Origin of the sequence: Pseudoflavonifractor phocaeensis (genome assembly GCF_016901735.1) — a bacterium.
Classification (GTDB): domain Bacteria; phylum Bacillota; class Clostridia; order Oscillospirales; family Oscillospiraceae; genus Pseudoflavonifractor_A.
In genome coordinates, this window is the sequence record NZ_JACLZC010000010.1 from 38599 (window position 1) to 64813 (window position 26215).

The following is a 26215-nucleotide window of genomic DNA, read 5'->3' on the forward strand; positions in this document are numbered from 1 at the left end:
GCCCATGGAGGTGCTGATTTTCGGCGGGACGGCGGAGGGCCGCATTTTGGCGGAGTGGTTGGTCCGCCGGGGCGACCGTCCCACCGTCTGCGTGGCCACGGAGTACGGCGCGGAGCTGATGACGCCCTGCCCCGGTCTGACGGTCCACGCCGGCCGGATGGAACAGGGGGAGATGGAAGGGCGGATGGAAGCGCGTCCATTTTCCTGCGTGATAGACGCCACCCATCCCTATGCCGTGGCGGTGACGGAAAACATCAAACGGGCCGCCGCTGCCGTGGGGCTGCCCTATTACCGGCTGCTGCGCAGCTCCGACGGAGAGGACCTTTGCCACAAGGCGGAGGATATGGCCACGGCGGCCCGGATGCTGCACAAGCTGCCCGGGAACGTGCTGCTCACCACCGGCAGCAAGGAGCTGCACCAGTTTGCCCAGCCCGGTCTGGTGGAGCGGTGCTATCCCCGGGTGCTGCCCACGGTGGAGTCCCTGGAGCGGTGCTTAACGCTGGGCTTTCCGCCGGCCCATGTGATCTGTATGCAGGGCCCCTTTTCCCGGGCGCTGAACGAGGCCATGCTCCGGCAGTTTCACATCCGCACCCTGGTGACCAAGGATTCCGGCAGTTATGGCGGGTTCCGGGAGAAGGCGGACGCGGCGGCGGCCTGCGGGTGCGCGCTGCTGGTGGTGGAGCGGCCCCGGCGGGAAGCGGGGCTGGATCTGGAGCGGTGCAAGGAGCTGCTGAGGAGGAAACAAGCATGAGAGTGTATCTCATCGGGGTGGGTATGGGCAATCCCGCCACCTTAACGCTGGAGGCCAGGGCGGCCATTGAGGAGAGCAAGATGCTCATTGGCGCGCCCCGCCTGCTGGAGCCATACCAGGGCCGGGACTGCCGGGCGCTCATCGCGGCGGAGGACGTGGCCCGCGCCGTTGCCGGCGTGGAGGAGGGCCCCGTGGGGGTGCTTCTCTCGGGCGACGTGGGCTTTTACAGCGGCGCTCAAAAGCTGCGGGAGCGGCTGGAGTGCGATGAGGTCCGGTCCATCCCCGGTATCAGCAGCCTGTCCTATTTCTGCGCCCGGCTGGGTACGGCCTGGCAGGACGTCCATATCGTCAGCGCCCACGGCAGGGCCCACAACGCCCTGGGGGAGATCACCAGCCACCGCCGCACCTTTCTCCTCACCGGCGGGGCCACCCTGGCCCAGGACGTCTGTAAGGACCTGACCGGCCACGGCCTGGGCGGTCTGCGGGTGTGGGTGGGGGAGCGGCTCTCCTATCCGGAGGAGCGCATCTGCGGGGGCAGCGCGGCGGAGCTGGCGGAAGAGACCTTTGCAAGTCTGGCGGTGATGCTGGTAGAGAATCCGAATCCGGTTGTCCGAACCTCTACTGCGCCGGGCCTGCCGGACAGCGCTTTTCAGCGGGGCAAGGCGCCCATGACCAAGGAAGAGGTGCGGACGCTGGTGCTCTCCAAGCTGCGCCCCCAGGCCCATCATGTGGTGTGGGATGTGGGCGCGGGTACCGGCTCGGTGTCCATCGAGTGCGCACTGGCCTGTCCGGCGGGGTGGGTGTACGCCGTCGAGAAGGAGGAACCGGCGCTGGCGTTGCTGGAAGAGAACCGGCAGCGTTTTGGCATTTGCAACCTTACCGCCGTACCCGGCCATGCGCCGGAGGCGTTGAAGGACCTGCCCGCGCCGGACCGGGTCTTTCTGGGGGGCACCGCCGGGACCATGGAGGAAAGTCTCACCGCGGCGCTGGCGAAGCAGCCGGCATTGCGGGCGGTGGCCACGGCGGTGACGCTGGAGACCCTGGCCGAGAGCGTCCGGGTCTTTGAAGCCAAGGGGTTTCGGGATGTGGATATCGTCCAGATCGCAGTGACCCGCACCAGGCAGGTGGGACCCTATCATATGCTGGACGCCAATAACCCGGTGTGGATCATCAGCGGGGAGGGAGCGGAATGAAGGAGGCGCTCCCCCGTCTGCTGCTGTGCGCGCCAAGCAGCGGCAGCGGAAAGACCACGGTGACCTGCGCCCTGCTGCAAGCCCTCATCCGCCGGGGACTGCAGCCGGTGGCCTGCAAAAGCGGCCCGGACTACATCGACCCCATGTTTCACACCCAAGTGATCGGGGCCCGCAGCCGGAATCTGGACCTCTTCTTTCTGGGGGAGGAAGGGGCGCGGGCTTTGCTGCGGCGCAACGGCCGGACGGGCGACCTGGCGGTCATTGAGGGCGCCATGGGTTATTATGACGGCATCGGCATGGGGGAGGCGGCCAGCGCCTACCGCCTGGCGATGGCGACCCAGACCCCGGCGGTGCTGGTGGTGGACGTCCGGGGCAAGGCCCTCTCCGCCGCGGCAACGGTGGCAGGTATCATTACTTTACGGCGTCCCAGCGGGGTGGCGGGGGTGATTCTCAACCGGGTGTCCCCCATGCTCTACCCCCGGCTGAAGGACTGCATTGAGCGGGAAACGGGTGTAAAGGTATATGGCTTTCTCCCCCAAAAACCGGAGTGCGCCATTGAGAGCCGCCATCTGGGCCTGGTGACCGCCGGCGAGGTGGCCGATTTGCGGGCAAAGCTGGACAAGCTGGCGGAGCTGGCCGAAGCGGGGCTGGATCTGGACGGATTATTAGAGCTGGCCCGTTCCGCGCCGCCGCTTGAGGTGCCGGAAGGGGAAAATCTGCCGGTGATCCCCGATTGTCCCCGCATCGCCGTGGCCAGAGACGAGGCATTCTGTTTTTACTATGCCGACGGCCTGGCGCTGCTGGAGGGTCTGGGGGCGGAGCTGGTGCCCTTTTCGCCTGTAAAGGATAAAAACTTGCCTGATAAAATCGGCGGACTTTATCTGGGGGGCGGCTATCCGGAGCTCTATGCAAAAGCGCTTTCGGAAAACAGCTCCATGCGGGAGGCCGTTTTTCAAGCCGTCCAGGGGGGAATGCCCACAGTGGCGGAGTGCGGCGGATTTTTGTATCTCCAAAAAACCCTGACCGATCCGGTGGGCACAGCTTGGCCCATGGCGGGAGTTTTTGCGGGGGAGGGAAAAAACACCGGCCGTCTGAGCCGGTTTGGCTATGTGACTCTCACCGCCCGGAAAAGCGGCCTGCTGGGGCCTGCCGGGAGCGCCTTTCCCGCCCATGAATTTCACTACTGGGACGTGGAAGCGCCGGGCGCCGATTTTTGGGCGGAAAAGCCCCAGGACGGGGTGACCAATACCAAGCCCCGGCAGTGGGACTGCGCCTATCACACCCCCACTTTGTACGCCGGATTTCCCCATTTTCATTTCTGCGCCATACCGCAGGCGGCGGAGCGGTTCGTCCGCGCCGCGGCGGCGTGGCGGCGGAACCATCCCTGATACCGAAAGGAGCTGACCGCCATGAGTTGGATGACCGGTCATCTTGCCGCCCTGCTGCTGGGCTTTTGCCTGGATCTGCTGCTGGGCGATCCCCACTGGGCGCCCCATCCGGTCCGCGCCATCGGCGGACTGATTGCGGGCCTGGAAACGCCGCTGCGCCGGCTGTTCCCCAAGACCAAGAGGGGGGAGCTCATCGCCGGCGGGGTGCTGGTGGTGCTGACGGCCGGTATTTCCACGGGCCTGACGGCCTTGCTGCTCTGTCTGTGCGATGAAGTCCATTGGGCGCTGACCTTTGGAGTAGACGCTCTGATCTGCTATCAGCTTCTGGCCACCCGTTCGCTGCGGGACGAGAGCATGAAGGTCTTTTCCGCCCTGCGGAGCGGTACGCTGGAGGAGGCCAGACACGCCGTTTCCATGATCGTGGGCCGGGACACCGAGCGGCTGGACGCGGAAGGGGTGGCCAAGGCGGCGGTGGAGACGGTAGCGGAGAACGCCTCGGACGGCGTCATTGCGCCGCTGCTTTTTCTGGCCGTGGGCGGCGCGCCCCTGGGCATGTTTTATAAGGCGTGCAATACCATGGACTCCATGGTGGGCTACAAGAACGACCGGTATCTATATTTCGGCCGGGCGGCGGCCAAATGGGACGACGTACTCAATTTTATCCCGGCCCGGCTGTCGGGCGTGTTGATGTGCCTGGCGGCGTGGCTGTGCGGGCTGAACGGGAAAGAGGCGTGGCGCATCTTCCGGCGGGACCGGAAGAACCACAAAAGCCCCAACTCGGCCCACACCGAGGCGGCCTGCGCCGGGGCGCTGGAGGTACAGCTGGCGGGGAGCAATTATTACTTCGGCAAGCTGGTGGAAAAGCCCACCATCGGCGACCCGGGGCGGCCGGTGGAGGCGGCCGACATCCTGCGGGCCAACCGCCTGATGTACGGCACGGCGTTTTTGTCGCTGGTGCTGTTCTGCGCCCTTCCCCTCATCGTGACCTTACTCAAGGGAGGATTTTTCCATGGCTGACTACGCCCACGGCGGCGATTTCTGGTCGGTCCGTCCGGGTGTGGACGGAAACATACTGGATTTTTCCGCCAATCTGAATCCCTTGGGGATGCCGGAGGCGGTGCGGGCGGCAGCCCGCCGGGCCGTTGACGGGGCGGAGCGCTACCCGGACCCGTTCTGCCGGGAGCTCGCGGCGGCCATCGCGGCCCGGGACGGCGTTCCGGCGGAATGGATCGTGTGCGGCAACGGGGCGGCGGATCTGATTTTCCGGCTGGTCTTTGCCCTGGGACCCCGAAAGGCGGTGGTCACCGCCCCCACCTTTTCCGAGTATGCCCAGGCACTGTCGGCGGCGGGGTGCCGGGTGGAGCGCCACCTGCTGCGGGAAGAGACGGATTTTGCGCTCACGGCGGAGATGATAGCGGATTTGCGGGACGATGTGGACATTCTGTTTCTCTGCACCCCCAACAATCCCACGGGAGTCCCCATCGAGACGGAGGTACTGGCGGCGATTCTGGACCATTGCCGCGCCAAGGGCATCCGGGTGGTGCTGGATGAGTGCTTTTTGCAGCTGACCGACGGCGGACCGGCCAACAGCCGGGCGAGCTGGCTGGAGCGGTATCCGGGTCTCACGCTGCTGCGGGCCCTGACCAAATGCTACGCCATGCCGGGGCTGCGTCTGGGCTACTGCATCACGGGAGACGGGGAACTGCGGGAGAAGCTGTGGGCCTGCGCCCAGCCGTGGAGCGTGTCGGCGGTGGCCCAGGCGGCGGGACTGGCGGCGCTGACGGAGTGTCCCTATCATCCAGCCCAAGCCCGGGATTTTCTGGCAAAAGAGCGGCCGTTTTTGGCCAGAGCGCTGGAGGGACTGGGGATGAAGGTCTACCCGGCGGCGGCCAATTATCTCCTCTTCCGCCGGGCGGGCTGCACCGACTTAAAGGAACGATTGGCCCGGCGGGGCATTCTGATCCGGTCCTGTGCCAACTATCCGGGGCTGGGCCCTGACTATTACCGGGCGGCGGTCCGCCCCCACGAGGAAAATCTGGTCCTCATCCAGACATTGCGGGAGGTGCTTTGAAATGGCAAAGGCGATCATGGTACAGGGGACGGCGTCCAACGCGGGAAAGAGCCTGCTGGCGGCGGCGCTGTGCCGCATCTTCCGGCAGGACGGCTACCGGGTGGCGCCCTTCAAGTCCCAGAATATGGCCCTTAACTCCTGTATCACGCCGGAGGGGCTGGAGATGGGCCGGGCCCAGGTGATGCAGGCCCAGGCGGCGGGGACCACCCCGTCGGTGCGGATGAACCCCATCCTGCTCAAGCCCACCAACGACACCGGCTCCCAGGTCATCGTCAACGGCGTGCCCCGGGGGACCATGAAAGCGGCGGACTACTTCGCCTATAAAAAGGCGCTGGCGCCCGACATCATGGCGGCCTATCATTCTTTAGCGGAAGAATACGATATTATCGTGATTGAAGGGGCCGGTTCTCCGGCGGAGATCAATCTGCAAAAGGACGACATCGTGAACATGGGCATGGCCCGCATGGCCAAAGCGCCGGTGCTGCTGTGCGGCGACATCGACCGGGGGGGCGTGTTTGCCGCTCTGTACGGCACCATTGCCCTGTTACCGCCGGAGGAGCAGCAGCTGATCCGGGGGACCGTCATCAATAAATTCCGGGGAGACGTGGAAATTTTGCGGCCCGGTCTGGTCCAATTGGAACGGCTCACCGGCAAGCCGGTGCTGGGGGTGGTGCCCATGCTGGACGTGGACGTGGACGACGAGGACTCCCTGTCCCAGCGGCTGGAGCAGCGCCCGGCGAAAAAGGGACTCATCGACATCGCGGTGGCGCGTCTGCCCCGCCTCTCCAACTTTACCGATTTCAACGCCCTGGAGCGGATGGAGGAGGTGACCCTCCGCTATGTCCGTTCCCCCAAGGAGCTGGGCAAGCCCGATCTGGTGATTCTGCCGGGCACCAAGAACACCATGGACGACCTGCGCTGGCTGCGGGAGAGCGGCCTGGAAGCCGCTATCCTCAAGCATGCGGCGGCCGGCGGGGCGGTGGTGGGCATCTGCGGCGGCTATCAGATGCTGGGCCGCGCCGTCTCCGACCCGGAGGGAGTAGAGGGGGGCGGTACGCTGGCCGGTCTGGGGCTGCTGCCCACCGACACGGTGTTTTTGGGTGAAAAGACCCGCACCCAGGTGGAGGGGACCTTCACCGCCGGCAGCGGGATCTTTGCCGCCCTTTCCGGCGTGCCCTTCGCGGGCTACGAGATCCACATGGGGGTGACCACCATCGACGGCCCCGCCCTGGTACAGATCAAAAGCCAGACCGGGGAGGAGAAAGCTGACGGCTGCTGTGCCGGAAATGTGTGGGGCAGCTATGTCCACGGCATTTTTGACCGGGCATCCTGCGCCCAGGCGGTGGTAAACTGTCTCCGCCGGGCCAAGGGCCTGGAAGCGGATGCCACGGCGGTGGACTGGGACGCCTATCAGGAGCAGCAATACGACAAACTGGCCGCCGGCGTGCGGGCCAGTCTGGACATGAAGGCCATTTACGAGATTTTGGAGCGAGGTGTGGAAGGATGAAGGTAACATTGCAGCGGGTGGCGCCGGGGGACATTGAGGCGCGGAGCATGGAGCTCATCACCGCCGAGCTGGGAGACCGGACTTTTCCGGCGGAGCAGGCCCCCATCGTCAAGCGGGTGATCCACACCACGGCGGATTTTGACTATGCCGACAATCTGGTCTTTACCGCCGGCGCGGTGGAGGCGGGTCTATGTGCAATCCGGTCGGGATGCGTCATCGTCACCGACACCCAAATGGCCCGGTCGGGCATCAATAAAACGGTACTGGGCAAATTCGGCGGAGAGGTCCTGTGCTTCATGAGCGATCCGGACGTGGCCCAGGAGGCCAAGGCACGGAGGGTGACCCGGGCCACGGTGTCCATGGAGCGGGCGGCGGCGCTGGACCGTCCCCTCATTCTGGCGCTGGGCAACGCGCCCACGGCGCTGGTGCGGGCCTGTGAGCTGATGGAAGCGGGCAAGCTCCGTCCGGCGCTGGTCATCGGCGTGCCGGTGGGGTTTGTGAACGTGGTGGAGTCCAAGGAGCTGCTGCTCACCATGCCGGGGGAGCACATCGTGGCCAGAGGACGCAAGGGCGGCAGCAACGTGGCGGCGGCCATCTGCAACGCCCTTTTGTATACCGCGTCCCATAACGAGCGGGAGTGAGAAGATGAAAGAAGCGATTTTGGTGGTGTCCTTCGGCACCAGTTATCCGGAGACGCTGGAAAAGAATATCGCGGCCATTGAAGGGGATATCGGCCGTCTTTTTCCCAACCTGCCCCTCCGCCGGGCCTTTACCAGCGGAATGATCCTCCGGCGGTGGGCCAGCCGGGGGGTGGAGATGGATGACGTTCCCGCCGCCCTGCGCAAGCTGGAGGCGGAAGGGGTGGCGCGCGTCATCCTCCAGCCCACCCACATCATGAACGGTGACGAATACGATAAACTCACCGCCCAGGCCCAGCCCTTTACCGGGCAGATGGAATTGCGGATGGGTACACCGCTCCTCACCGAGCTGGAGGACTATCAGGCGGTGGCGGAAGCGCTGCAAACCTCCATCGCCCCTCCGGCGGAGGACGAGGCGGTGGTGTTCATGGGCCACGGCACCGAGCACTACGCCAACCCGGCCTATCTCCAGATGGAGTATCTGCTCCACGATCTGGGGTGGAAACGGGCCTTTTTCGGCACGGTGGAGGGCTATCCGGGTACCGACGAGGTGATGCGCCGGCTGGCGGAGCACCCGGAGGTAAAACGGGTGCGGCTCTATCCCTTCATGGTGGTGGCGGGCGACCACGCCCAGAACGACATGGCGGGGCCGGAGCCGGATTCGTGGAAGAACCGCATGGAGCAGGCGGGCTATCAGGTGGAGCCGGTACTGCGGGGGCTGGGAGAATACCCGGCCATCCGGGCGATTTTTGCCGACCACGCCAAGCGCGCGGCGGAAGGGTGATTCCGGGGCGACCCGTTTATATATATGGTAAGAAGGACAGGGTGCGAAAGCCCAACAGGGAAGACGGGTGCAACTCCCGCGCAGTCCCGCTGCCGTAAGGGGGGAGGGGCGCGCAAAGAGCCACTGGGGCGACCCGGGAAGGCGCGCGCCGCGATGAGACCCAAGCCGGAAGACCTGCCCTGTCCGGTTCCAACAACCTACGAACGATAGGAAAGGAAGGAAAACGTATGAATCACAATTCTGTACCCCGCTGGGCCCGGACGGGGGCCATGGCCGCCGCGCTGCTGGGCGTGCTGCTCCAGCCGGCCTCGGCCATGCACATCGCCGAGGGTCAGCTGCCCCCCACCTGGTGCATCCTGTGGGGGCTGGTGTCTGTCCCCTTTGTGGTGGTTGGCTTTTTCTCCATCAAAAAGCGGGTGGATCTGGCCCCCCGGGCCAAGATCCTGCTGGCCATGTGCGGCGCGTTCGCCTTTGTGCTCTCGGCGCTGAAGATCCCCTCCATCACCGGTTCCTGTTCCCATCCCACCGGCGTGGGATTGGGCGCGGTCCTCTTTGGGCCGACGGCCACGGCGGTTCTGGGCCTCATCGTCCTCATTTTCCAGGCTTTGCTGCTGGGCCACGGCGGTCTCACCACCCTGGGGGCTAACGTCTTCTCCATGGCGGTGGCCGGTCCGCTGGTCTCCTGGGCGGTCTATCAGCTGCTGAAAAAGGCCAAAGTCTCCCCCACGGTGGGCGTGTTCTGCGCCGCCGCCCTGGGCGATCTCTTTACCTATGTGGTGACCTCCGTTCAGATGGGCGTGGTCCACGGCGGGATCGCCAAATTCCTCACGGTGTTTGCCCTTACCCAGATCCCCCTGTCCATTGCAGAGGGCCTGCTGACGGTGGTGGTGTTCAATGTGCTGGTCAAGTACAGTGAAAATGAGCTTCACGAGCTCGCCGTGCTGTAAGGAGGGAAGAACATGAAACTCTGGCAGAAAAACGCGCTTTTGCTCCTTCTGGTGGTGATTCTGGCGGCGGTGCCCCTGTGGCTGCGTCAGGACGCGGAATTCGGCGGGGCCGACGGTCAGGCCGAGGAGCTGGTGGGGGAACTGAACCCCACCTATGAGACCTGGTTCGAGCCGGTGCTGGAGCCGGCCAGCGGCGAGGTGGAGTCCATGCTCTTTGCCGTGCAGGCGGCCATCGGCTCCGGCGTGGTGTGCTTTATCATCGGCCGTCTCACCGCCAAGGGGAGCAAGACCAAGGAAGAAACTTCCCCCAAGGCCAAGGAGTCTCAGGCGTAATGGGCACCGACCGGTATGCCTACTGCTCTCCGCTGCGGCGGATGGACCCGCTGGGCAAGGGATTTGTGTCCTTGTTGGCGTCGGTGGTCTGTCTCTGCTGCGGCATGGCGGCGGTGGGACTGTTCACCATGCTGCTCATGGGCGGACTCACCATTTTGTGGGGCGGTCAGAAGCTGCGGACCTTTGGCCACTTTATGAAAATCCCCCTTGCCTTTCTGGCCATCGGCAGTCTCACCATGGTGGTGCAGGCCTACCCGCCGGAGTCGGCGCTGCTGGTGGGCATTCCGGTGGGGGATATGCTGTGGGGCGTGGACCGGGCGGGCCTTTGGGAAGGAGCGTCCATGTTCTGCCGGGCGCTGGGTGTGGTGGCCAGTATGTATTTTCTGGCCCTCACCACCCCGGTGGTGGACCTGACCCAGGGTCTGCGGCGGCTCCACGTCCCCGCCCTGATGGTGGAGCTGATGGAGCTCATCTACCGCTTTATTTTCACCCTCACCGACGGGGCCGACCGCATCCGGGTGGCGCAGAAATCCCGCCTGGGCTACGGCAGCGCCCGGCGGAGCATCGACGACGTGGGGGTGTTGGCCTCCATGGTCTTTCTGCGGGCCTGGCGGCAGGGAGACCGGGTATACGCGGCGCTGGAGTCCCGGGGCTACACCGGCGCTTTGACCACCCTGGCCCGGGACTATGAGAGCGGCAAGCCCTGTTTTTGGGCGGCGGCTGGGGTATGTGCGGCCCAGCTGGGGATCTTTGCGCTGGAAAGGTGGTTGCTCTGATGGAAGGCACGGAATATGCCATTGAGGCGCGGGACCTGACCTACGCCTACGAGGACGGGACCCTGGCGCTGGACGGGGTGAACCTGAACGCCCGCCGGGGCAAGGTCACCGGCATTTTGGGGGGGAACGGCGCGGGCAAATCCACGCTGTTTCTCAATCTGAACGGGGTCCTCCGGCCCAAGCGCGGCACGGTGCTGGTGGACGGCGCCCCGGTGCGCTATGACAAAAAGGGTCTCATGGACCTGCGCCGCCGGGTGGGGATTGTGTTTCAGGACCCGGACGACCAGCTCTTCTCGGCGGACGTCTACCGGGACATCTCCTTCGGCCCGGTGAACCTGGGCCTTGGGGCGGAGGAGGTGCGCCGCCGGGTGGCGTGGGCCATGGAGCGGACGGGCGTAACGGCCCTGCGGGATAAGCCCACCCACGCCCTGTCCTACGGCCAGAAAAAGCGTGTGGCCATCGCCGGCGTGCTGGCCATGGAGCCCCAGGTGGTAATTCTGGACGAGCCCACCGCCGGGCTGGACCCGCAGGGGGTGGGGGAGATCATGCGGCTCATTACCGAGCTGCGGGACGGCCTGGGCATCACCTTCCTCATCGCCACCCACGACATGGACATCGTTCCCCTCTACTGTGACCGGGCCTACCTCCTCAGCGGGGGCAAGGTGACGGGGGAGGGCACGGTGGAGGAACTGCTGACCCAACCGGAACTTTTACGGGAAAACCATCTGCGTCTCCCACGGATTGCCCATCTGATGGAGATCCTGCGGGATGTGGACGGGCTGGACGCGGACCGCTCCGCGGCCACCATCAGCGCCGCACGGCGAGAGATCAAACGCATTTTAGGCACTGAATAGCGGTATAAAGCTTTCTTTGCTTCTTTCTTTCTCGAAAGAAAGAAGAGACCGGCGCGCGCGCAGCGCCGCGGCAAAAGCGGTGAGGGCGCCAGCGGAGCGCCGCGCCCGACCGATACCGAATGAGGAACAATAGGAGGAACCAGGGATGAAAGGAAAACTGTACGGGGTGGGGGTAGGCCCCGGCGACCCGGAATTGCTGACGCTGAAAGCGGCCCGCATTTTGCGGGAGGCGGACGTGGTGGCGGTGCCGGATAAGGGCAGCGGCGAAAAGACGGCGCTGAACATCGTCCGCGCCCATGTGGAGGGCAAGCCCCTTCTCTCCTGTCCCACCCCCATGGTGCGGGATAAGGCGCTGCTGGACGGCTGTTATACCGAAATCGCCGACCGGATCTGCGCCCTGCTGGACGAGGGCAAGACGGTGGCCTTCATCACCCTGGGGGACCCCACCGTCTACTCCACCTATCTCTACGTCCACAAAAAGGTAGCCGCCCGGGGCTATGAGACGGCGCTCATCCCCGGCGTCCCCTCCTTCTGCGCGGTGGCGGCCCGGCTGGGGACCTCCCTGTGTGAGGGGGGCGAGCGGCTGCTGATCGTGCCCGGCTCCTATGAGGGGGTGGACGACTGTCTGAACCTTCCGGCCAACTATGTCTTTATGAAGTCGGGCAAATCCCTGCCCGCCCTGCGGGACAAGCTGGCAGAGCATGGTCTTTTGGAGAAAGCGGAACTGGTGTCCAACTGCGGCATGGAGGGGGAGCGGGTGTGCCGTGACCTCAAGGAACTGGGGGACGGCGAGGGCTATTTCTCGGTGGTGCTGGTGAAAGCGGGGGAGGAGTCTTGAACATCATCATGTCGGGGCTGGACTACCAGCTGGCCCCCATCGCCCTGCGGGAGAAGCTGTCTTTTACCAAAAACGGCGTGGGGGAGCTGGTCAGTCTCATCCGGCGGACGGAGCCCCGGGTGGCGGGCTGCGTGCTCATCTCCACCTGCAACCGTACGGAGCTGTACCTCTCCTGTGAACTGGGCGAAATGCCCAATCCGGGCGAGGTGCTGTGCCGTGCCGCCGGTCAGGCGTACGCCCCTTTTTCCGGCGCTTTTGTCACCCGGTCGGGCATGGAGGCGGCCCGGCATCTGACCGAGGTGGCTTCCGGCCTCCAGTCCCAGATCTGGGGGGAGGACCAGATCGTCTCCCAGGTCAAAGCGGCCATCACCATTGCCCGGGCGCAGAGCGCCGCCGACCCGGTGATGGAGACGCTGTTCCGCACCGCCGTCTCCGCCGCCAAGGCGGTCAAGACCAAGGTACACCTCAACCAGATTCCCACCTCGGCGGCCGGTCGGGCGGTGGAGGTTTTGCAGCGGGAAGGGGGGGACCTGCGCGGTCGGAAGGCGGTGGTCATCGGCAACGGTGAAATGGGCCGTCTGGCGGCGGGTCTGCTGCGGGAGGCGGGCTGCCAGGTGACGGTGACCCTCCGTTCCTACCACCACGGGGAGACGGTGGTGCCGGCTGGCTGCGCGGTGGTGCCCTATGAGGCGCGTTTCACCGCGCTGGACGGGGCGGATATTCTGCTCTCCGCCACCACCAGCCCCCATTATACCGTCAGTCGGGCGGATCTGGAGGGGATGCAGCAGCCGCCCCGCTGGGCCATTGACCTGGCCATTCCCCGGGACATCCAGCCGGAGGCGGGGGAGGTGCTCGGCGTGAGCCTTTATAATGTAGACACCCTGGGGGCGGAGCTCCACCCGGTGGCGCCGCCGGAGGTGGAGGCCATTCTGGCCCATCATCTCCAGCGGTTCCGCCAGTGGGGGGATTATCGGGAGAGCCTTTCGGCCCTGGAGCAGCTCAAGCGGGACATCACCCAGCGGGTGCTGGAGAGTCCCGAGTGGGGGGAACTGGACCAGCGGGAGCTGACGGAATTTGCGGTGAGCCGGGCGGTGGATCTGATGGCCGGCGGGTTAAAGGAGACCAACCTGAGCCCGGAGGACCTGCTCCGCTGTGACCGGAAGATCCGGACCCGCAACGGCGGCCGGCCGGACGAGGAGGAGAACCATGGAAGAAAACCTGCGCTTTCCGCTGTTCGTTGACCTGCGCGGCAGAAGAGCCGTGGTGGTGGGGGGCGGCAGGATCGCCCTGCGCCGGGCCAAGGGGCTGCGGGATTTTGGGGCGGATGTGACGGTGATCGCCCCCCATCTGGCCCAACCCATGGAGGGCATCACCCATCTGTGCCGCTCCTATGCGCCGGGCGACCTGACGGGGGCTTTTCTGGCGGTGGCGGCCACCGACGACCGGGCGGTGAACCGGGCCGTAGGCGAAGAAGCCCGGCGGCAGTCCATCCCGGTGAGCGTGGCCGACCAGGCGGAGGAGTGCACCTTTTTCTTCCCGGCGCTGTGTACCGGAAACGGGATGATCGCCGGTGTGGTTTCCGACGGGACCGACCATCATAAAACAGCCGCCGCGGCCAAGGCCATCCGGGCGGTACTGGAGGAATTGGAATGAAATGTATCCGTGTGGGCAGCCGGGAGAGCAAGCTGGCGGTGATTCAGGCGGAGATCGCCATCGCGGCCATCCGGCGGGCGTGCCCGGAGGCGGCGGTGGAGCTGGTGACCATGAAAACCACCGGCGACAAAATTTTGGACCGAACTTTGGATAAGGTGGGGGGCAAGGGCCTTTTCGTCAAGGAACTGGACGCGGCGCTGCTGGAAAAGCGTGTGGACGTCACCGTTCACAGCGGCAAGGACCTGCCCATGGACATCGACCCCAAGCTGCCGCTGACGGCCTTTTCCCGCCGGGCCGACCCCCGGGACGTGCTGGTTCTCCCCGAAGGAGTGACCGAGCTGGACAAGAGCCGTCCCATCGGCTGTGCGTCCCGCCGCCGGGCGGTGCAGCTGGCGGCCCTGTTTCCGGAGATGGAGATTCAGCCGGTGCGGGGCAACGTGCTCACCCGGCTCCGCAAGCTGGACGAGGGGCAGTATTCCGCCCTGGTGCTGGCGGCGGCGGGGCTGGAGCGCCTGGGTCTCACCCACCGGATCAGCCGCTATTTTACCACCGACGAGATGATCCCCGCCGCCGGTCAGGGCATTTTGGCGGCCCAGATGCGGGCCGGGGAGGACGGCGGTTTTCTCTCCGCCTTTGCCGACCGGGACGGGCGGGACTGCATCCTGGCGGAACGGGCCTTTGTACGGGCGCTGGACGGCGGGTGCTCGTCGCCGGTGGCGGCCTATGCCACGGTGGAGGGGGAGACCCTCCATCTCACCGGCATGGACGTGGACGAGGAGGACCGCCCGGTGATCGGACATATTTCCGGCCCGAGAGCCGAAGGAGAGCAGCTGGGGCAGACGCTGGCCCGGCGGATCAGGAGGAGAGAGGCATGAGCGGAAGGGTGATTCTGGTGGGTGCGGGTCCGGGCGACCCAGGTCTGCTGACGGTGAAGGGCAGGAGGGCCATTTTGGAGGCCCAGGTGGTGGTCTATGACCGGCTGGTGAGCCCGGATATTCTGGCCCTCATCCCGGAGCGCGCGGAAAAAATCGACGTGGGCAAGGAAGCGGCCCGCCACAAGGTGCCCCAGGAGGAGATCAACCGCATCCTGCTGGGCAAGGCCCAGGAGGGCAAGGTGGTGGTACGGCTCAAGGGGGGCGACCCCTTCCTCTTCGGCCGGGGCGGCGAGGAGCTGGAGCTGCTGGAGGAGCATGGCATTCCCTTCCAGGAGGTGCCGGGCATTACTTCCGCCATCGCGGTGCCAGCCTACGGCGGCATTCCGGTGACCCACCGGGATTTTTGCTCCTCCCTTCACATCGTCACCGGCCACCAGCGGGCGGGCAAGCAGCTGGACATCGACTTTGAAGCCCTGGTGCGCACCAAGGGCACGTTGGTTTTCCTCATGGGGGTCAGCAGCCTGCCCGACATTTGCGCCGGTCTGATGGCGGCGGGGATGGACGGAGATACTCCCGCTTCCATCGTGGAGAAGGGCACCACCTCCGCCCAGCGGCGGGTGGACGGCACGGTGGCCACGCTGGCGGCGCTGGCAAAGGAGCACCATATTACCAGTCCGGCCATCAGCGTCGTGGGCAAGGTCTGCGCTCTGGCCCAGCGGTTTGACTGGTTTGACCGTCTGCCCCTGAAGGGAAAGACCATTCTGGTGACCCGTCCCAAGGACCGGGCGGGGACGCTGTCGGACAAGCTGCGGGCGCTGGGCGCGGAGGTGTGGGAATATCCCTGCATCGAGACGATGCCCATAGCGCCCTGTCCGGCCATGGAGGAAGCCCTGTCTCATCTGGCGGACTACCGCTGGCTGGTTTTTACCAGTCCCGCCGGGGTGTGGGCCCTCCGGGACGAACTGGACCGGCAGGGGAAGGACGCCCGGGCGCTGTACGGCGTCAAGCTGGCGGCCATCGGGAGCGGCACCGCCAAAGGCCTCAAAGCCCTGGGCTTAAAGGCCGACTATGTGCCCCAGGTGTACGACGCCCGCCATCTGGGGGAAGGGCTGCCCGCCCAAGCGGGGGAGCAGGTCCTCATTCTGCGGGCCGAACTGGGCTCCGCCGACTTGACAGCGGCCCTTGCGGGGCGTAGCATAACGTATAACGACGTAGCGGTCTATTCCACCCGATATGAAAATCCCCGCTCGGAAGCACTCCGCCAGGCGCTGGGGGAGGGGACCCTTTCCGCCGTGACCTTCACCTCGGCCTCCACGGTCAAGGGCTTTGTGTCTACGGTGGGGGCGGACGCGGACTTCTCCCGGATCACGGGGCTGTGCATCGGGGAACAGACCGCCGCCGAAGCAAGAAAATACGGCATTGCCGTGGAAGTTGCTTCCGCCGCCACCATCGACGCGCTGACCGCGCTGGCGGCAGAGGTACTTTGACCTTGGAGGTGCTTTTCTCATGGAGCTTATCAACCGTCCCCGCCGCCTGCGGGGCAATGACAGCATCCGCCGCCTGTGCCGGGAGACCCGCATGTCCCCCGACAGCCTGATCTATCCCATCTTTGTGGATGAGGAGCTGAAGGGCCGGCGTCCCATTCCCTCGCTGGAGGGGCAGTATCACTATGGCCTGGACTGCGTCACCGACGCGGTGGCCGAGTGTTTGGAACACGGCGTGGGCCGGTGCATTTTGTTCGGTCTGCCTGCCCATAAGGACGCCTGCGGCTCCTCCGCCTGGGACGAACACGGCGTGGTGCAGGAGGCCATCCGGGCCATCAAGGCCAAATACCCCGACTTCTACGTCATCACCGACGTCTGTATGTGCGAGTATACCGACCACGGCCACTGCGGCATCCTCCACGGCCACGAGGTGGACAACGACCAGACCCTGGAGGTGCTGGCCAAGACCGCCCTGTCCCACGCCCAGGCGGGAGCGGACATGGTGGCCCCCTCCGACATGATGGACGGCCGGGTGGCGGCCATCCGGGCGGCGCTGGACGGCGCGGGCTATCAGAACGTGCCCATTCTGTCCTATTCGGCCAAGTACGCCTCGGCCTTTTACGGTCCCTTCCGGGCGGCGGCGGGCTCCGCGCCCTCCTTCGGCGACCGGAAGGGCTACCAGATGGACCCCCACAACCGCCGGGAGGCGCTGAAAGAGTGCGCCCTGGACGTGGAGGAAGGAGCGGATATCCTGATGGTCAAGCCCGCCATGCCCTATCTGGACGTGCTGCGGGAGTGTGCCGACGCCTTCGAGCTGCCCATGTGCGCCTACCAGGTGTCGGGGGAATACGCCATGATTAAGGCCGCCGGCGCCGCCGGGCTCATCGACGAGCACCGGGTCATGTGCGAGAGCGCGGTATCCATCTACCGGGCGGGGGCCAACATGCTTATCACCTATTTTGCCAAGGAGCTGGCCGACGCCATGAAAGAGGGGGAGATCGGATGAAAAAGACCTCACAGGAACTTTTTGACGCAGCGGTCAAGGTACTGCCCGGCGGCGTCAATTCGCCGGTGCGGGCCTTCCGGGCGGTGAATCTGGCCCCCCGCTTCATTCAGCGGGCGGACGGGGCCCATATCTACGATGTGGAGGGCAACGAATATCTGGACTATGTCTGCTCCTGGGGTCCCATGATTCTGGGCCATAACCATCCGGTCATCCGGGAGGCGGTGGAACGGGCGGTGGTGGACGGCCTGTCCTTCGGCGCGCCTACCGCCCGGGAAGTGGAGATCGCCCAGCGGATGGTGGAGCTGGTGCCCAATATTGAGATGGTGCGCATGGTGAACTCGGGCACCGAGGCGGTGATGTCGGCCATTCGGCTGGCCCGAGGGGCCACCGGCCGGGACAAGATCATCAAGTTTGAGGGCTGCTACCACGGCCACAGCGACTGTCTGCTGGTGGGGGCCGGTTCGTCGGCGCTGGCGGGGGGACATCCCACCTCGGCTGGGGTGCCCCAGGACGTGGTGCGCCACACCCTGACAGCCCAGTTCAACGACCTTGCCAGCGTGGAGACCCTGCTCCAAGCCAATGAAAACCAGGTGGCCTGCGTCATCGTGGAGCCGGTGGCGGCCAACATGGGCGTGGTGGGACCCAAGCCCGGATTTTTGGCCGGTCTGCGTACCCTGTGCGACCAATACGGCGCGCTCCTCATTTTTGACGAGGTGATCACCGGCTTCCGGCTGGGTCTGGGGGGCGCGCAGGCATACTTCGGCGTGAAAGCGGACATCGTCACCTTTGGCAAGATCATCGGCGGCGGCATGCCGGTGGGGGCTTATTGCGCCAGCCGCGCTCTGATGGAGGAAGTGGCGCCCTGCGGGCCGGTCTATCAGGCGGGCACCCTCAGCGGCAACCCGGTGGCCATGGCGGCGGGTCTTGCCCAGCTCCGCTATCTGAAGGAGCATCCCGAGGTGTACACCCACATTGACGCCCTGGCCACCCGTCTGGCGGAGGGGATGCGCAAGGCGGCGGCGGAGACCGGCGCGCCGGTGACGGTGAACCAGATCGGCTCCCTGCTGGCTCCCTTCTTCACCCCCGACGCCGTGAGCACGTTTGTGGATGCCAAGGGGAGCGACGTGGGCAAGTACGCCCGTTATTTTGCCAATATGCTGGAACAGGGGATTTATCTGGCCCCGGCCCAGTTCGAGGCCATGTTCCTCTCCAACGCCCACACCAAGGAAGATGTGGACCGGACCATTGAGGCGGTGCGCGCCTCTCTGGCGGCGCTGTAAGAGAAGATGCGGGTGCTGTTGGTGCGGCCCCGGGTCTTAAACGCCATGACGGTGTTCGGGGCCATCGTGTGCGAGCCGCTGGAGCTGGAGTATCTGGCGGCGGGGTGCAAAAATGCGGGCATGGAGGTGCTTTTTTACGACGGCGTCACCGAGTACCGGCCCTTTTCCGGGGTAGTCCGGGAGACGCGGCCCGACGTGGTGGCCCTCACCGGCTATCTCACCCAGGAGAAGGAGATGGCGGAATATGTACGCCTGGCGAAAACGGTCTGTCCCGCCTGCCGGGTGGTGCTTGGCGGGGTCCACGCCCAGCTCTGCTGGGAGCGGCTCACCTTTCCGGAGGTGGACTACATCTGCCGGGGGGAGTCGGTGGACGATTTCGTCACGCTGCTCCGGTGTCTGGACCGGGGGGAGGCGCCGCCGGCGCTGCCGGGGCTCTGCCGCCGGACGGAGGCGGGGTGGCAGAGCGCGCCCTATGTGCCCTGCGACATCGACGCCCTGCCGCTGCCCGACCGGAGCGGCTGGGCGGAAAAAGCCCACTGGTACCGGTATACCGATTTTGCCCCCATTTCCACCGTGAAAACGGCGGTATCATGCCCGTTTTCCTGCACGTTTTGTTATGGCCGCAACCTCCACGGCGGGGTGTACCAGGCCCGGCGTCTGGACCTGGTGCTGGACGAGCTGGAGAAGGTGCCCGGCGAGACGGTTTTTCTGGTGGACTCGGATTTTCTCATTGAGGAGGGCCGGGTCCGGGCCTTTCTGGCGGGGCTGGAGGCGCGGGGCATCCGGAAGAAATTTATTTGCTACGCCCGGGCGGATTTTATCGCCGGTCACCCGGACCTGACGGAGGCGCTGTGCAGGGCGGGCTTTGTGATGTTCCTGGTGGGCATCGAGGCGGCCCAGGACGGGCGTCTGGACCACTGGAACAAGGGCACCTCCACGGCGGTGAACGATACCTGTGTAAAGCTGCTCCACCGGTTGGGGGCGGAGTGCGTGGCGTTGACCATCGCCGACCCGTCCTTTACGAGTGCGGATTTCCGCGCCCTCTTCCGCTGGGCCAAAACCAGGCCGGTGCGCTGCGTGTCGGTGCAGGTTTTGACCCCGTTACCGGCCACGCCCTTTTATGAAGCGCGGAAGTGGGACCTGCTGACGGAGGATTTCCGGAAATTCGACCTGGCCCATCTGGTGCTGGAGCCGGACCACATGAGCCGGGCGGCCTTCCGGCTGCGCTATGCCTGGCTGCTGGTCCGTCTGGCTCTGCTGGGGCGGGCCCGGGGCGCCTACCGGTTCGTCACGCCGGGCTGGGTGGTGCGTACGCTGTGGAAGGGACTGCGCCGTTGGGGCACGCTGAAATGAGTGAGGAGTTAGGAGATAGTGGAAAAGCGCGCCTGCAAAAGCTGCAAGCGCGCTTTTTGACGGAGTTGGACTCAGAGGCCCATGGTGCTGCCCAATTCACTGGCCATATGCTCCATGGAGCGCATGGCCCGTTTGGCGGTGCGTTTCAGGTCCTTGCCGCGGGGCGCGGCGGCCATACCCAGCAGCGCGCCGGCCATCATGCCCAGGCCGATGCCGCCCAGGAACGGATGACTGTTCATGAAATTCTTCCTCCCTTCCCAAGGTGTCTGGTCTTATTCTTCCCGTTTCGCGGGAAAAATACATTGCTAAAATCTGTGTTTCAAGCTATAATGATGCTATACAGCAAAGCAGGGCCCGAAGGCAAAAAAAGGGCCGGACGGGAAGGGGCGGGGGACAACCCGGTCCCTTTTTCCATGTCCGCGTAAAAGGAAAAATTTTGAGAAAAATTGCGATACAGGGTGGACGCAAGGGGCGTTGCACCCTCCGCGCAGGCGGTAAAATCAGGAAGGAGTGAGTATGTGAAACTGCTGATTCACCAGGGCAGATTGGTGGACCCCGTCGGCGGGATCGGCGGCGTCATGGATATTTTGCTGGAGGACGGACGGGTTGCCGTCATCGGCAGCGACATCCGGGAGCCGGACGTCCAGGTTCTGGACGCGCGGGGGCTGGTGGTGTGCGCCGGTCTGGTGGACATGCACGTCCATCTCCGGGACCCGGGTCTGGAGTATAAGGAGACCATCTCCACCGGCACCCAGGCGGCGGCGGCAGGCGGGTTTACCTCGGTGGCCTGCATGCCCAACACCCGGCCGGCGGTGGACTGCCCGGAACAGATCGACTATGTGCGGGCCAAGGCGGCCCGATCCTGCGGCGTGCATGTGTGGCCCATCGGCTCGGTGACGGTGGGGGAGAAGGGAGAGGTGCTGACCGACTTCGAGGCCCTCAAGCGGGCGGGCGCGGTGGCCCTTTCGGACGACGGAATGCCGGTGCAGAACGCTAATCTGATGCGGGACGCCCTGATCCTGGCCCACCGGCAGGAGCTGACGGTGCTTTCCCACTGCGAGGACGCCGACATGGTCAAAAATTACGCGGTGAACGAGGGCAGAGTGTCCCGCAAGCTGCGTCTCCCCGGCCGTCCGGCCATTGCGGAGGAGATCATGGTGGCGCGGGACGCCATGCTGGCCGAGGAGACCGGCGCGGCGGTACACATCTGCCACATTTCCACCGCCAAGTCGGTGGCGCTGGTACGGCGCTACAAGAAAAAGGGGGTCCACATCACCTGTGAAACCTGCCCCCAGTATTTTTCCCTCACCGAGGAGGAGATTCTCACCAAGGGCGCCATGGCCCGGGTCAATCCGCCCCTGCGCACCCGTGCCGACGTGGAGGCCATCATTGAGGGCCTGAAGGACGGCACCATCGACGCCATTGCCACCGACCACGCCCCCCACTCCGCCGAGGAGAAGGCCCGGCCGCTGACCGAGGCTCCCAGCGGCATGGTGGGACTGGAGACCGCGCTGGCGGTGACCCTGACCTACCTCTATCACACCGGCCAGATGGCCCTTTCGGACATTCTGCGCAAGATGACGGTGAATCCGGCCTGCATTCTGCGCATCAACAAGGGCCGGCTCGCCGTAGGCGGGGAGGCCGACGTGGTCATTTTCGACCCGGACGAGGTGTGGACGGTGGACCCGTCGCAATTTGCCTCCAAGGGGCGCAACACCCCCTTTGCCGGGATGGAACTCAAGGGCCGGGTGAAATACACCATCGTCAACGGTCAGATCGTATATAGAAACACATAAAAGAGAAGGAGAATCAACTATGTCCTTTGACAAGCTTCAGGAAGCCATCATCGCCAAAAAGAACGCCACCGTGGCCGGCCTGGACCCCAAGCCCGAGTATGTGCCCGCTCACATTCTGAAGGAGTGCTATGCCCGGTACGGCGAGACCCTCCAGGGGGCGGCTGAGGCGATTTATCAGTTCAACTGCGGCCTGATGGACGCGCTGTGGGACATCGTGCCCGCCGTCAAGCCCCAGAGCGCCTACTATGAGCGCCTGGGCTGGCGGGGCATGGAGGTGATGGAGCGCACCATCCGCTATGCCCATGAGAAGGGCCTCTATGTCATCGCCGACATCAAGCGGGGCGACATCGGCTCCACCGCCGAGGCCTATTCCGACGGCTGGCTGGGGGCCACCAAGGTGGGCGAGCAGGAGTGCCCGGTCTTTGAGGCCGACTGCGTGACCCTCAACGGCTACATGGGGGCCGACAGCGTCAATCCCTTCCTGAACACCTGCAAGGAGCGGGACAAGAGCGTGTTTATTCTGGTGAAAACCTCCAACCCTGGCTCCGGCGAGCTGCAAAACGTGTCCGCCGGCGAAGGGGATACGGTCTACGGCCTGATGGCCGACCTCATTGAGAAGTGGGGCGCGGGCACCAAGGGCAAGTACGGCTACACCATGGCCGGCGCGGTGGCCGGGGCCACCCATCCCGACGAGCTCAAGCAGATCCGGGCCCGGATGCCCCACACTTTCCTGCTGGTGCCCGGCTACGGCGCCCAGGGCGGCACCGCCGAGGACGTGCAGTACGCCTTCCAGAAGGACGGCCACGGCGCCATTGTCAACGCCTCCCGGTCCATCATGTGCGCCTGGAAAAAGACCGGAAAGGACGGCGCGGACTATCAGGAGGCCGCCCGCAATGCCGCCATTGCCATGCGGGACGACATTGCCCGCTTCACCACCATCGGCTGACAAAAAAGAGGAGGTTTGGGACAATGCCCATCCAACAAATCTGTACCGTCGTGGAAAAGACCTGGCTGAGCCACGACGCGGTCTATATGGTCCTGGAGGCGGGGGACATGGTGCGCCAGACCTTCCGGGGTCCGGGCCAGTTTGTCCACATCAAGTGCGGGTCGTCCCGTCTGCTCCGCCGCCCCATTTCGGTGAGCGCCTGTATGGAGGACAGCCCCGAGGATCTGCTGTCCCTGGTGTTTGAGAGCCGGGGCGAGGGCACCGAATGGCTGGCCAACCGGGCCGTGGGGGACAAGCTGGACGTGCTGGGTCTGCTGGGCAACGGTTTTGACGTGGACTGGGAGGGCCGCTATCTGCTGGTGGGCGGCGGCATCGGCGTACCGCCTCTGCGGGGCTGCGCCCAGTGCGCCCAGGAGTCGGACGCCATTCTGGGCTTCCGCTCGGCGGACAAGACCCTGCTCATCGACGAGTTCCGGGCCGAGTGCGGCTCGGTGCAGATTGCCACGGACGACGGTTCCCTGGGTTACCACGGCTTTGTGGACGCGCTGGTGCGCAAGACCCTGGAGCAGGACAGGGACTACACCGCCGTGCTGGCCTGCGGTCCCAAGCCCATGCTGAAAAACGTGGCCAAGGTGGCCAAGGAGTTCGGGGTACCCTGTCAGGTGTCGCTGGAAGAGCGGATGGCCTGCGGTGTGGGGGCCTGTCTGGGCTGCGCCACCCCCATGGCCGACGGTACCATGAAGCATGTCTGCAAAGACGGCCCGGTGTTCCGGGCGGAGGAGGTAGACTGGAATGCCTAAGAACATCAAGCTCATTCCTCTGGACCGGCGTCCGCCGGCGCCTCCCGCCGCCGACCGGTCCCAGGTGGACCTGTCCGTCAATCTAGCGGGTATGGAGATGAAAAACCCTATCGTGGTGGCCTCGGGCACCTTTGGCTTTGGCCATGAGTACGGCGAATTTTACGATCTCTCCGAGCTGGGCGGCATCTGCGCCAAGGGCCTGACCCTCCACCGGAGGGAGGGCAACCCCGGACCCCGCATCGCCGAGACCCCCATGGGCATTCTCAACTCGGTGGGGCTCCAGAATCCGGGGGTGGACTATTTCATTGAGCACGAGCTGCCCTTCCTCCGTCAGTACGACGTGAAGGTCATCGCCAACATTTCGGGCAATACGCCGGAGGAGTACGGTGTCATGTGTGAAAAGCTGTCGGCGGCAGGGGTGGACATGATTGAGGTGAACATCTCCTGTCCCAACGTGAAGGCGGGGGGCCTTGCCTACGGCACCCGGCCGGAGCTGGCGGCGGAGGTCACCGAGGTAGCCAAGGGCCACGCGGGCAGCACGCCGGTGATGGTGAAGCTCTCTCCCAACGTCACCGACATCACCGAGATCGCCAAGGCGGTGGAGGGGGCGGGGGCCGACGCTCTGTCCCTCATCAACACCCTGCGGGGGATGCGCATTGACGTAAACACCCGCCGGCCCATTCTGAAGATGAACACCGGCGGTCTGTCCGGCCCGGCGGTGCTGCCGGTGGCGGTACGCATGGTGTGGGAGGTGGCCAACGCGGTGAAGGTGCCCATTCTGGGCATGGGCGGCGTGGCCAAGGGGGCCGACGCGGCCCAGATGCTGCTGGCCGGCGCCACGGCGGTGGCGGTGGGCACCGCCTGCTTTGACGATCCCTACGCCCCGGTGAAGGTGCGGGACGCGCTGGCCCAGCTGGCGGCGGACCAGGGCCTTGCCCGGGTGTCCGAGCTGACCGGCGGCGTTCGTCCCTGGTGAGCGAGATGAACAACAGCTATTTTGTCTCCCTGGACCTGGAGACCTGCGGGGAAAAGGTCCATGCGGCGGTGACGGACAGCATCACCGGCGAACTCATCGACCACTATGTGGTGTCCCACCCGGAGGGTGGACGGTGCGTGGTGGCGGTATATGAAAAGCACTATTACCGGGCGGGCAATCGGTTGACCCTCACGGTGATTCTGGACAATTTCACCGGCAGGACCCGGGTACACTGCATTGGCGGCGGCGGAGGAGAGGGCCTCTTCCGCTTTGACTGGGGGGCGTCGGAGTCCTTTGAGGACGTGGTCCATGACGCCCTGGCCCCCTACCGGTGCTGAACCTTTGAGACAGAGAGAGGACCATCCATGACCACACTTTACATCGTCCGCCATGCCGAGGCGGAGGGCAACATTTACCGCCGCATCCACGGCTGGTATGACTCCCTGATTACGGAAAACGGCTACCGGCAGATTGCGGCCCTGCGGGAGCGCTTTTTGGACATCCCGGTGGACGCGGTATACTCCAGCGATCTGTTCCGTACCATGACCACCGCCCGGGCGGTGTACGAGCCCAAGGGGCTGGAGCTGCACACCCGGCGGAACCTGCGGGAGATCTCCATGGGCTGCTGGGAGGACCGGACCTGGGGGGAGGTATCCCGTTTTGACACCGAATCCTACCAGCGGTACTGTGCCTGCGACCCGGCGTGGAAGAACCGGGGCGGCGAGTCCCGGGACGAGGCCAGAAAGCGGATCTACGGTGCGGTGCTGGGCCTTGCCCATGCGCATCCCGGCCAGACGGTGGCTATTTTTGCCCACGGCGACGTGATCCGCTGCCTTCAGGCGGAGGTGCTGCACATTCCCACCCCGGAGATGAAGGCGCTGCCCCACTGCGACAACACGGGGGTCACCTGTCTCCGGGTGGAGGGGGACCGGGTGGAGATGGTATTCCGCAGCGACAACAGCCATCTTTCGCCGGAGCTCTCCACCCTGGGGCGTCAGCAGTGGTGGCGCAAAAAGGGGGATGGATACGACGTAAGCTTTTGGTTTCGCCCCATGTCGGGGGAGGAGGACCGCGGGCTGTACGAGTCGCTCTATACCGGCACCTGGTCGGAGCTTTACGGGACCACGGCGGACTGTCCGGCCGCGAGTCTGGCCGACCGGGCGTTTCAGACGGCCAAGCGCTATCCGGAGACGTTGATCTGCGGGATGCTCAACGACCAGCCGGGCGGGCTTTTGCAGCTGGACCTGGAGCAGGGCGCGGAGCGGAAGGCGGGACATGTGACCTTTTTGGCGCTGCGTGCCGATCTGCGGAAAAAGGGCATTGCGCCCCAGCTGCTGGGCCAGGCCATTTCCACCTTCCGCAAGCTGGGACGGGACAAGGTGGAGCTGCTGTGCGCCCAGGCCAACGGCCCGGCCCAGCGCTTTTACAGGGCCCACGGCTTTGAAAAGGCGGCTCAGATTCCCGGCGCCCACGGTCCGCTGGACCTGTTGGAAAAATACATCGGCTACCGGCCTCGTCCGGAGCTGTCATAACCGCCGGAGCCCCGCCGAAAGGCGGGGCTTCAGGCTGTCGAGACGGTGCAGCCGTGTGAGACAGGATTACAAGTGCCTCGCAGAGTTCCGTCGTCTGCAGACGACGGAAGAATATGATGTTTGTTTTTTTCGGCGACATGTGCGTCGAAAAAAACACCGCTCAGCCCGCAAGCGTGCGAGCCAAAGCGAGTGCGACGCAGCGGGCTGCACCCCTTCTCGCACGTGCAGGCACGTGCGAGAGTGCCTGTCGATGAAATCGACAGGCAGTAAGCCCCGCAAGCCCCGCCGAAAGGCGGAGCTTTTTGGCGGGGCGGGGCTTTTTGGCGGGGAAAAGTGTAGGTTTGTCAAACATATTGGACAGTGAACTCAGAGGGAGAAAGCCAGCCCAGGGGCCTCATGGGAAAGTTGTTTGAGCGGCGGTTGTGGACAGCAAG

General features: G+C 65.2%; 27 protein-coding genes and 1 riboswitch. Of the genes, 26 read left to right on the plus strand and 1 reads right to left on the minus strand.

All coding sequences use genetic code 11. From position 1 onward, the window contains the following. The first annotated feature begins 4 nt into the window (after window positions 1-4). From cobK to H7U37_RS03895, 20 genes are all read left to right on the plus strand, one after another. Window positions 5-751, plus strand: coding sequence for a precorrin-6A reductase (gene cobK, locus H7U37_RS03800; protein ID WP_204873742.1), 747 nt, complete (start codon window positions 5-7; stop codon window positions 749-751). Then, window positions 748-1944, plus strand: a complete 1197-nt coding sequence (gene cbiE, locus H7U37_RS03805; RefSeq protein ID WP_204873744.1) for a precorrin-6y C5,15-methyltransferase (decarboxylating) subunit CbiE — start codon at window positions 748-750, stop codon at window positions 1942-1944. The genes cobK and cbiE overlap by 4 nt, the downstream gene beginning before the upstream one ends. Then, a complete protein-coding gene (locus H7U37_RS03810; RefSeq protein ID WP_204873746.1) occupies window positions 1941-3332 on the plus strand; it encodes a cobyrinic acid a,c-diamide synthase CobB in 1392 nt (463 codons plus the stop codon). Before cbiE ends, H7U37_RS03810 begins: the two co-directional genes overlap by 4 nt. A gap of 21 nt (window positions 3333-3353) precedes the next feature. Next, a complete protein-coding gene (gene cbiB / locus H7U37_RS03815) occupies window positions 3354-4349 on the plus strand; it encodes an adenosylcobinamide-phosphate synthase CbiB (RefSeq protein WP_204873748.1) in 996 nt (331 codons plus the stop codon). Continuing rightward, complete coding sequence (locus H7U37_RS03820; RefSeq protein WP_204873750.1) at window positions 4342-5403, plus strand: pyridoxal phosphate-dependent aminotransferase; 1062 nt, start codon at window positions 4342-4344, stop codon at window positions 5401-5403. Before cbiB ends, H7U37_RS03820 begins: the two co-directional genes overlap by 8 nt. A 1-nt stretch (window position 5404) precedes the next feature. Further along, on the plus strand, window positions 5405-6910 hold the full coding sequence (locus H7U37_RS03825) for a cobyric acid synthase (protein WP_204873752.1): 1506 nt from the start codon (window positions 5405-5407) through the stop codon (window positions 6908-6910). Next, window positions 6907-7551: a precorrin-8X methylmutase gene (locus H7U37_RS03830; protein ID WP_204873754.1), complete on the plus strand. Its 645-nt coding sequence runs from the start codon at window positions 6907-6909 to the stop codon at window positions 7549-7551. The genes H7U37_RS03825 and H7U37_RS03830 overlap by 4 nt, the downstream gene beginning before the upstream one ends. Window positions 7552-7555: 4 nt before the next feature. Further along, entirely contained in the window at window positions 7556-8332 is a 777-nt protein-coding gene (locus tag H7U37_RS03835; RefSeq protein ID WP_204873756.1) for a sirohydrochlorin cobaltochelatase, read from the plus strand. Window positions 8333-8354: 22 nt separating this feature from the next. After that, window positions 8355-8528, plus strand: a riboswitch (cobalamin riboswitch). Between the two features lie 73 nt (window positions 8529-8601). Further along, on the plus strand, window positions 8602-9279 hold the full coding sequence (locus H7U37_RS03840) for an energy-coupling factor ABC transporter permease (protein ID WP_243414226.1): 678 nt from the start codon (window positions 8602-8604) through the stop codon (window positions 9277-9279). Between the two features lie 12 nt (window positions 9280-9291). Continuing rightward, window positions 9292-9612 (plus strand): energy-coupling factor ABC transporter substrate-binding protein, encoded by a 321-nt coding sequence (locus tag H7U37_RS03845; protein WP_204873760.1) that lies wholly within the window; start codon window positions 9292-9294, stop codon window positions 9610-9612. Continuing rightward, on the plus strand, window positions 9612-10388 hold the full coding sequence (cbiQ, locus tag H7U37_RS03850; RefSeq protein ID WP_204873761.1) for a cobalt ECF transporter T component CbiQ: 777 nt from the start codon (window positions 9612-9614) through the stop codon (window positions 10386-10388). The genes H7U37_RS03845 and cbiQ overlap by 1 nt, the downstream gene beginning before the upstream one ends. After that, the gene (locus H7U37_RS03855) at window positions 10388-11242 is read left to right on the plus strand and encodes an ATP-binding cassette domain-containing protein (protein WP_204873763.1); all 855 of its coding nucleotides are present in this window, start codon (window positions 10388-10390) and stop codon (window positions 11240-11242) included. The genes cbiQ and H7U37_RS03855 overlap by 1 nt, the downstream gene beginning before the upstream one ends. A gap of 145 nt (window positions 11243-11387) precedes the next feature. Continuing rightward, entirely contained in the window at window positions 11388-12080 is a 693-nt protein-coding gene (gene cobI, locus H7U37_RS03860) for a precorrin-2 C(20)-methyltransferase (protein WP_204873765.1), read from the plus strand. Further along, window positions 12077-13321, plus strand: coding sequence for a glutamyl-tRNA reductase (locus tag H7U37_RS03865; protein WP_204873767.1), 1245 nt, complete (start codon window positions 12077-12079; stop codon window positions 13319-13321). The genes cobI and H7U37_RS03865 overlap by 4 nt, the downstream gene beginning before the upstream one ends. Further along, entirely contained in the window at window positions 13287-13733 is a 447-nt protein-coding gene (locus H7U37_RS03870) for a precorrin-2 dehydrogenase/sirohydrochlorin ferrochelatase family protein (protein WP_204873769.1), read from the plus strand. The genes H7U37_RS03865 and H7U37_RS03870 overlap by 35 nt, the downstream gene beginning before the upstream one ends. Then, window positions 13730-14608: a hydroxymethylbilane synthase gene (gene hemC / locus H7U37_RS03875; protein ID WP_204873771.1), complete on the plus strand. Its 879-nt coding sequence runs from the start codon at window positions 13730-13732 to the stop codon at window positions 14606-14608. The genes H7U37_RS03870 and hemC overlap by 4 nt, the downstream gene beginning before the upstream one ends. Beyond that, on the plus strand, window positions 14605-16095 hold the full coding sequence (gene cobA, locus H7U37_RS03880) for a uroporphyrinogen-III C-methyltransferase (RefSeq protein ID WP_204873773.1): 1491 nt from the start codon (window positions 14605-14607) through the stop codon (window positions 16093-16095). The genes hemC and cobA overlap by 4 nt, the downstream gene beginning before the upstream one ends. Before the next feature lie 19 nt (window positions 16096-16114). Then, complete coding sequence (gene hemB / locus H7U37_RS03885; RefSeq protein WP_204873775.1) at window positions 16115-17098, plus strand: porphobilinogen synthase; 984 nt, start codon at window positions 16115-16117, stop codon at window positions 17096-17098. Further along, complete coding sequence (gene hemL, locus H7U37_RS03890; protein WP_204873777.1) at window positions 17095-18378, plus strand: glutamate-1-semialdehyde 2,1-aminomutase; 1284 nt, start codon at window positions 17095-17097, stop codon at window positions 18376-18378. The genes hemB and hemL overlap by 4 nt, the downstream gene beginning before the upstream one ends. A gap of 6 nt (window positions 18379-18384) precedes the next feature. Then, window positions 18385-19731, plus strand: a complete 1347-nt coding sequence (locus tag H7U37_RS03895) for a B12-binding domain-containing radical SAM protein (RefSeq protein ID WP_204873779.1) — start codon at window positions 18385-18387, stop codon at window positions 19729-19731. A gap of 71 nt (window positions 19732-19802) precedes the next feature. Here H7U37_RS03895 and H7U37_RS03900 read toward each other — a convergent pair whose 3' ends face one another. Further along, entirely contained in the window at window positions 19803-19970 is a 168-nt protein-coding gene (locus H7U37_RS03900; RefSeq protein WP_204873781.1) for a hypothetical protein, read from the minus strand. Between the two features lie 279 nt (window positions 19971-20249). Between H7U37_RS03900 and H7U37_RS03905 the strand changes: the two genes are divergently transcribed. From H7U37_RS03905 to H7U37_RS03930, 6 genes are read left to right on the plus strand one after another with little or no spacing between them, the layout of a single operon-like run. Next, window positions 20250-21527: a dihydroorotase gene (locus H7U37_RS03905; RefSeq protein WP_204873783.1), complete on the plus strand. Its 1278-nt coding sequence runs from the start codon at window positions 20250-20252 to the stop codon at window positions 21525-21527. A 19-nt stretch (window positions 21528-21546) separates the two neighbouring features. Further along, entirely contained in the window at window positions 21547-22473 is a 927-nt protein-coding gene (gene pyrF / locus H7U37_RS03910) for an orotidine-5'-phosphate decarboxylase (protein WP_204873785.1), read from the plus strand. Window positions 22474-22496: 23 nt separating this feature from the next. Beyond that, window positions 22497-23273 (plus strand): dihydroorotate dehydrogenase electron transfer subunit, encoded by a 777-nt coding sequence (locus tag H7U37_RS03915; protein ID WP_204873787.1) that lies wholly within the window; start codon window positions 22497-22499, stop codon window positions 23271-23273. Continuing rightward, a complete protein-coding gene (locus H7U37_RS03920; protein ID WP_204873789.1) occupies window positions 23266-24249 on the plus strand; it encodes a dihydroorotate dehydrogenase in 984 nt (327 codons plus the stop codon). The genes H7U37_RS03915 and H7U37_RS03920 overlap by 8 nt, the downstream gene beginning before the upstream one ends. Window positions 24250-24254: 5 nt before the next feature. After that, window positions 24255-24587: a DUF6054 family protein gene (locus H7U37_RS03925; RefSeq protein WP_204873795.1), complete on the plus strand. Its 333-nt coding sequence runs from the start codon at window positions 24255-24257 to the stop codon at window positions 24585-24587. Window positions 24588-24614: 27 nt separating this feature from the next. Next, window positions 24615-25781 carry a GNAT family N-acetyltransferase gene (locus tag H7U37_RS03930; protein WP_204873791.1) on the plus strand — a complete coding sequence of 389 codons (1167 nt, stop codon included), beginning with the start codon at window positions 24615-24617 and terminating at the stop codon, window positions 25779-25781. Window positions 25782-26215 lie beyond the last annotated feature (434 nt).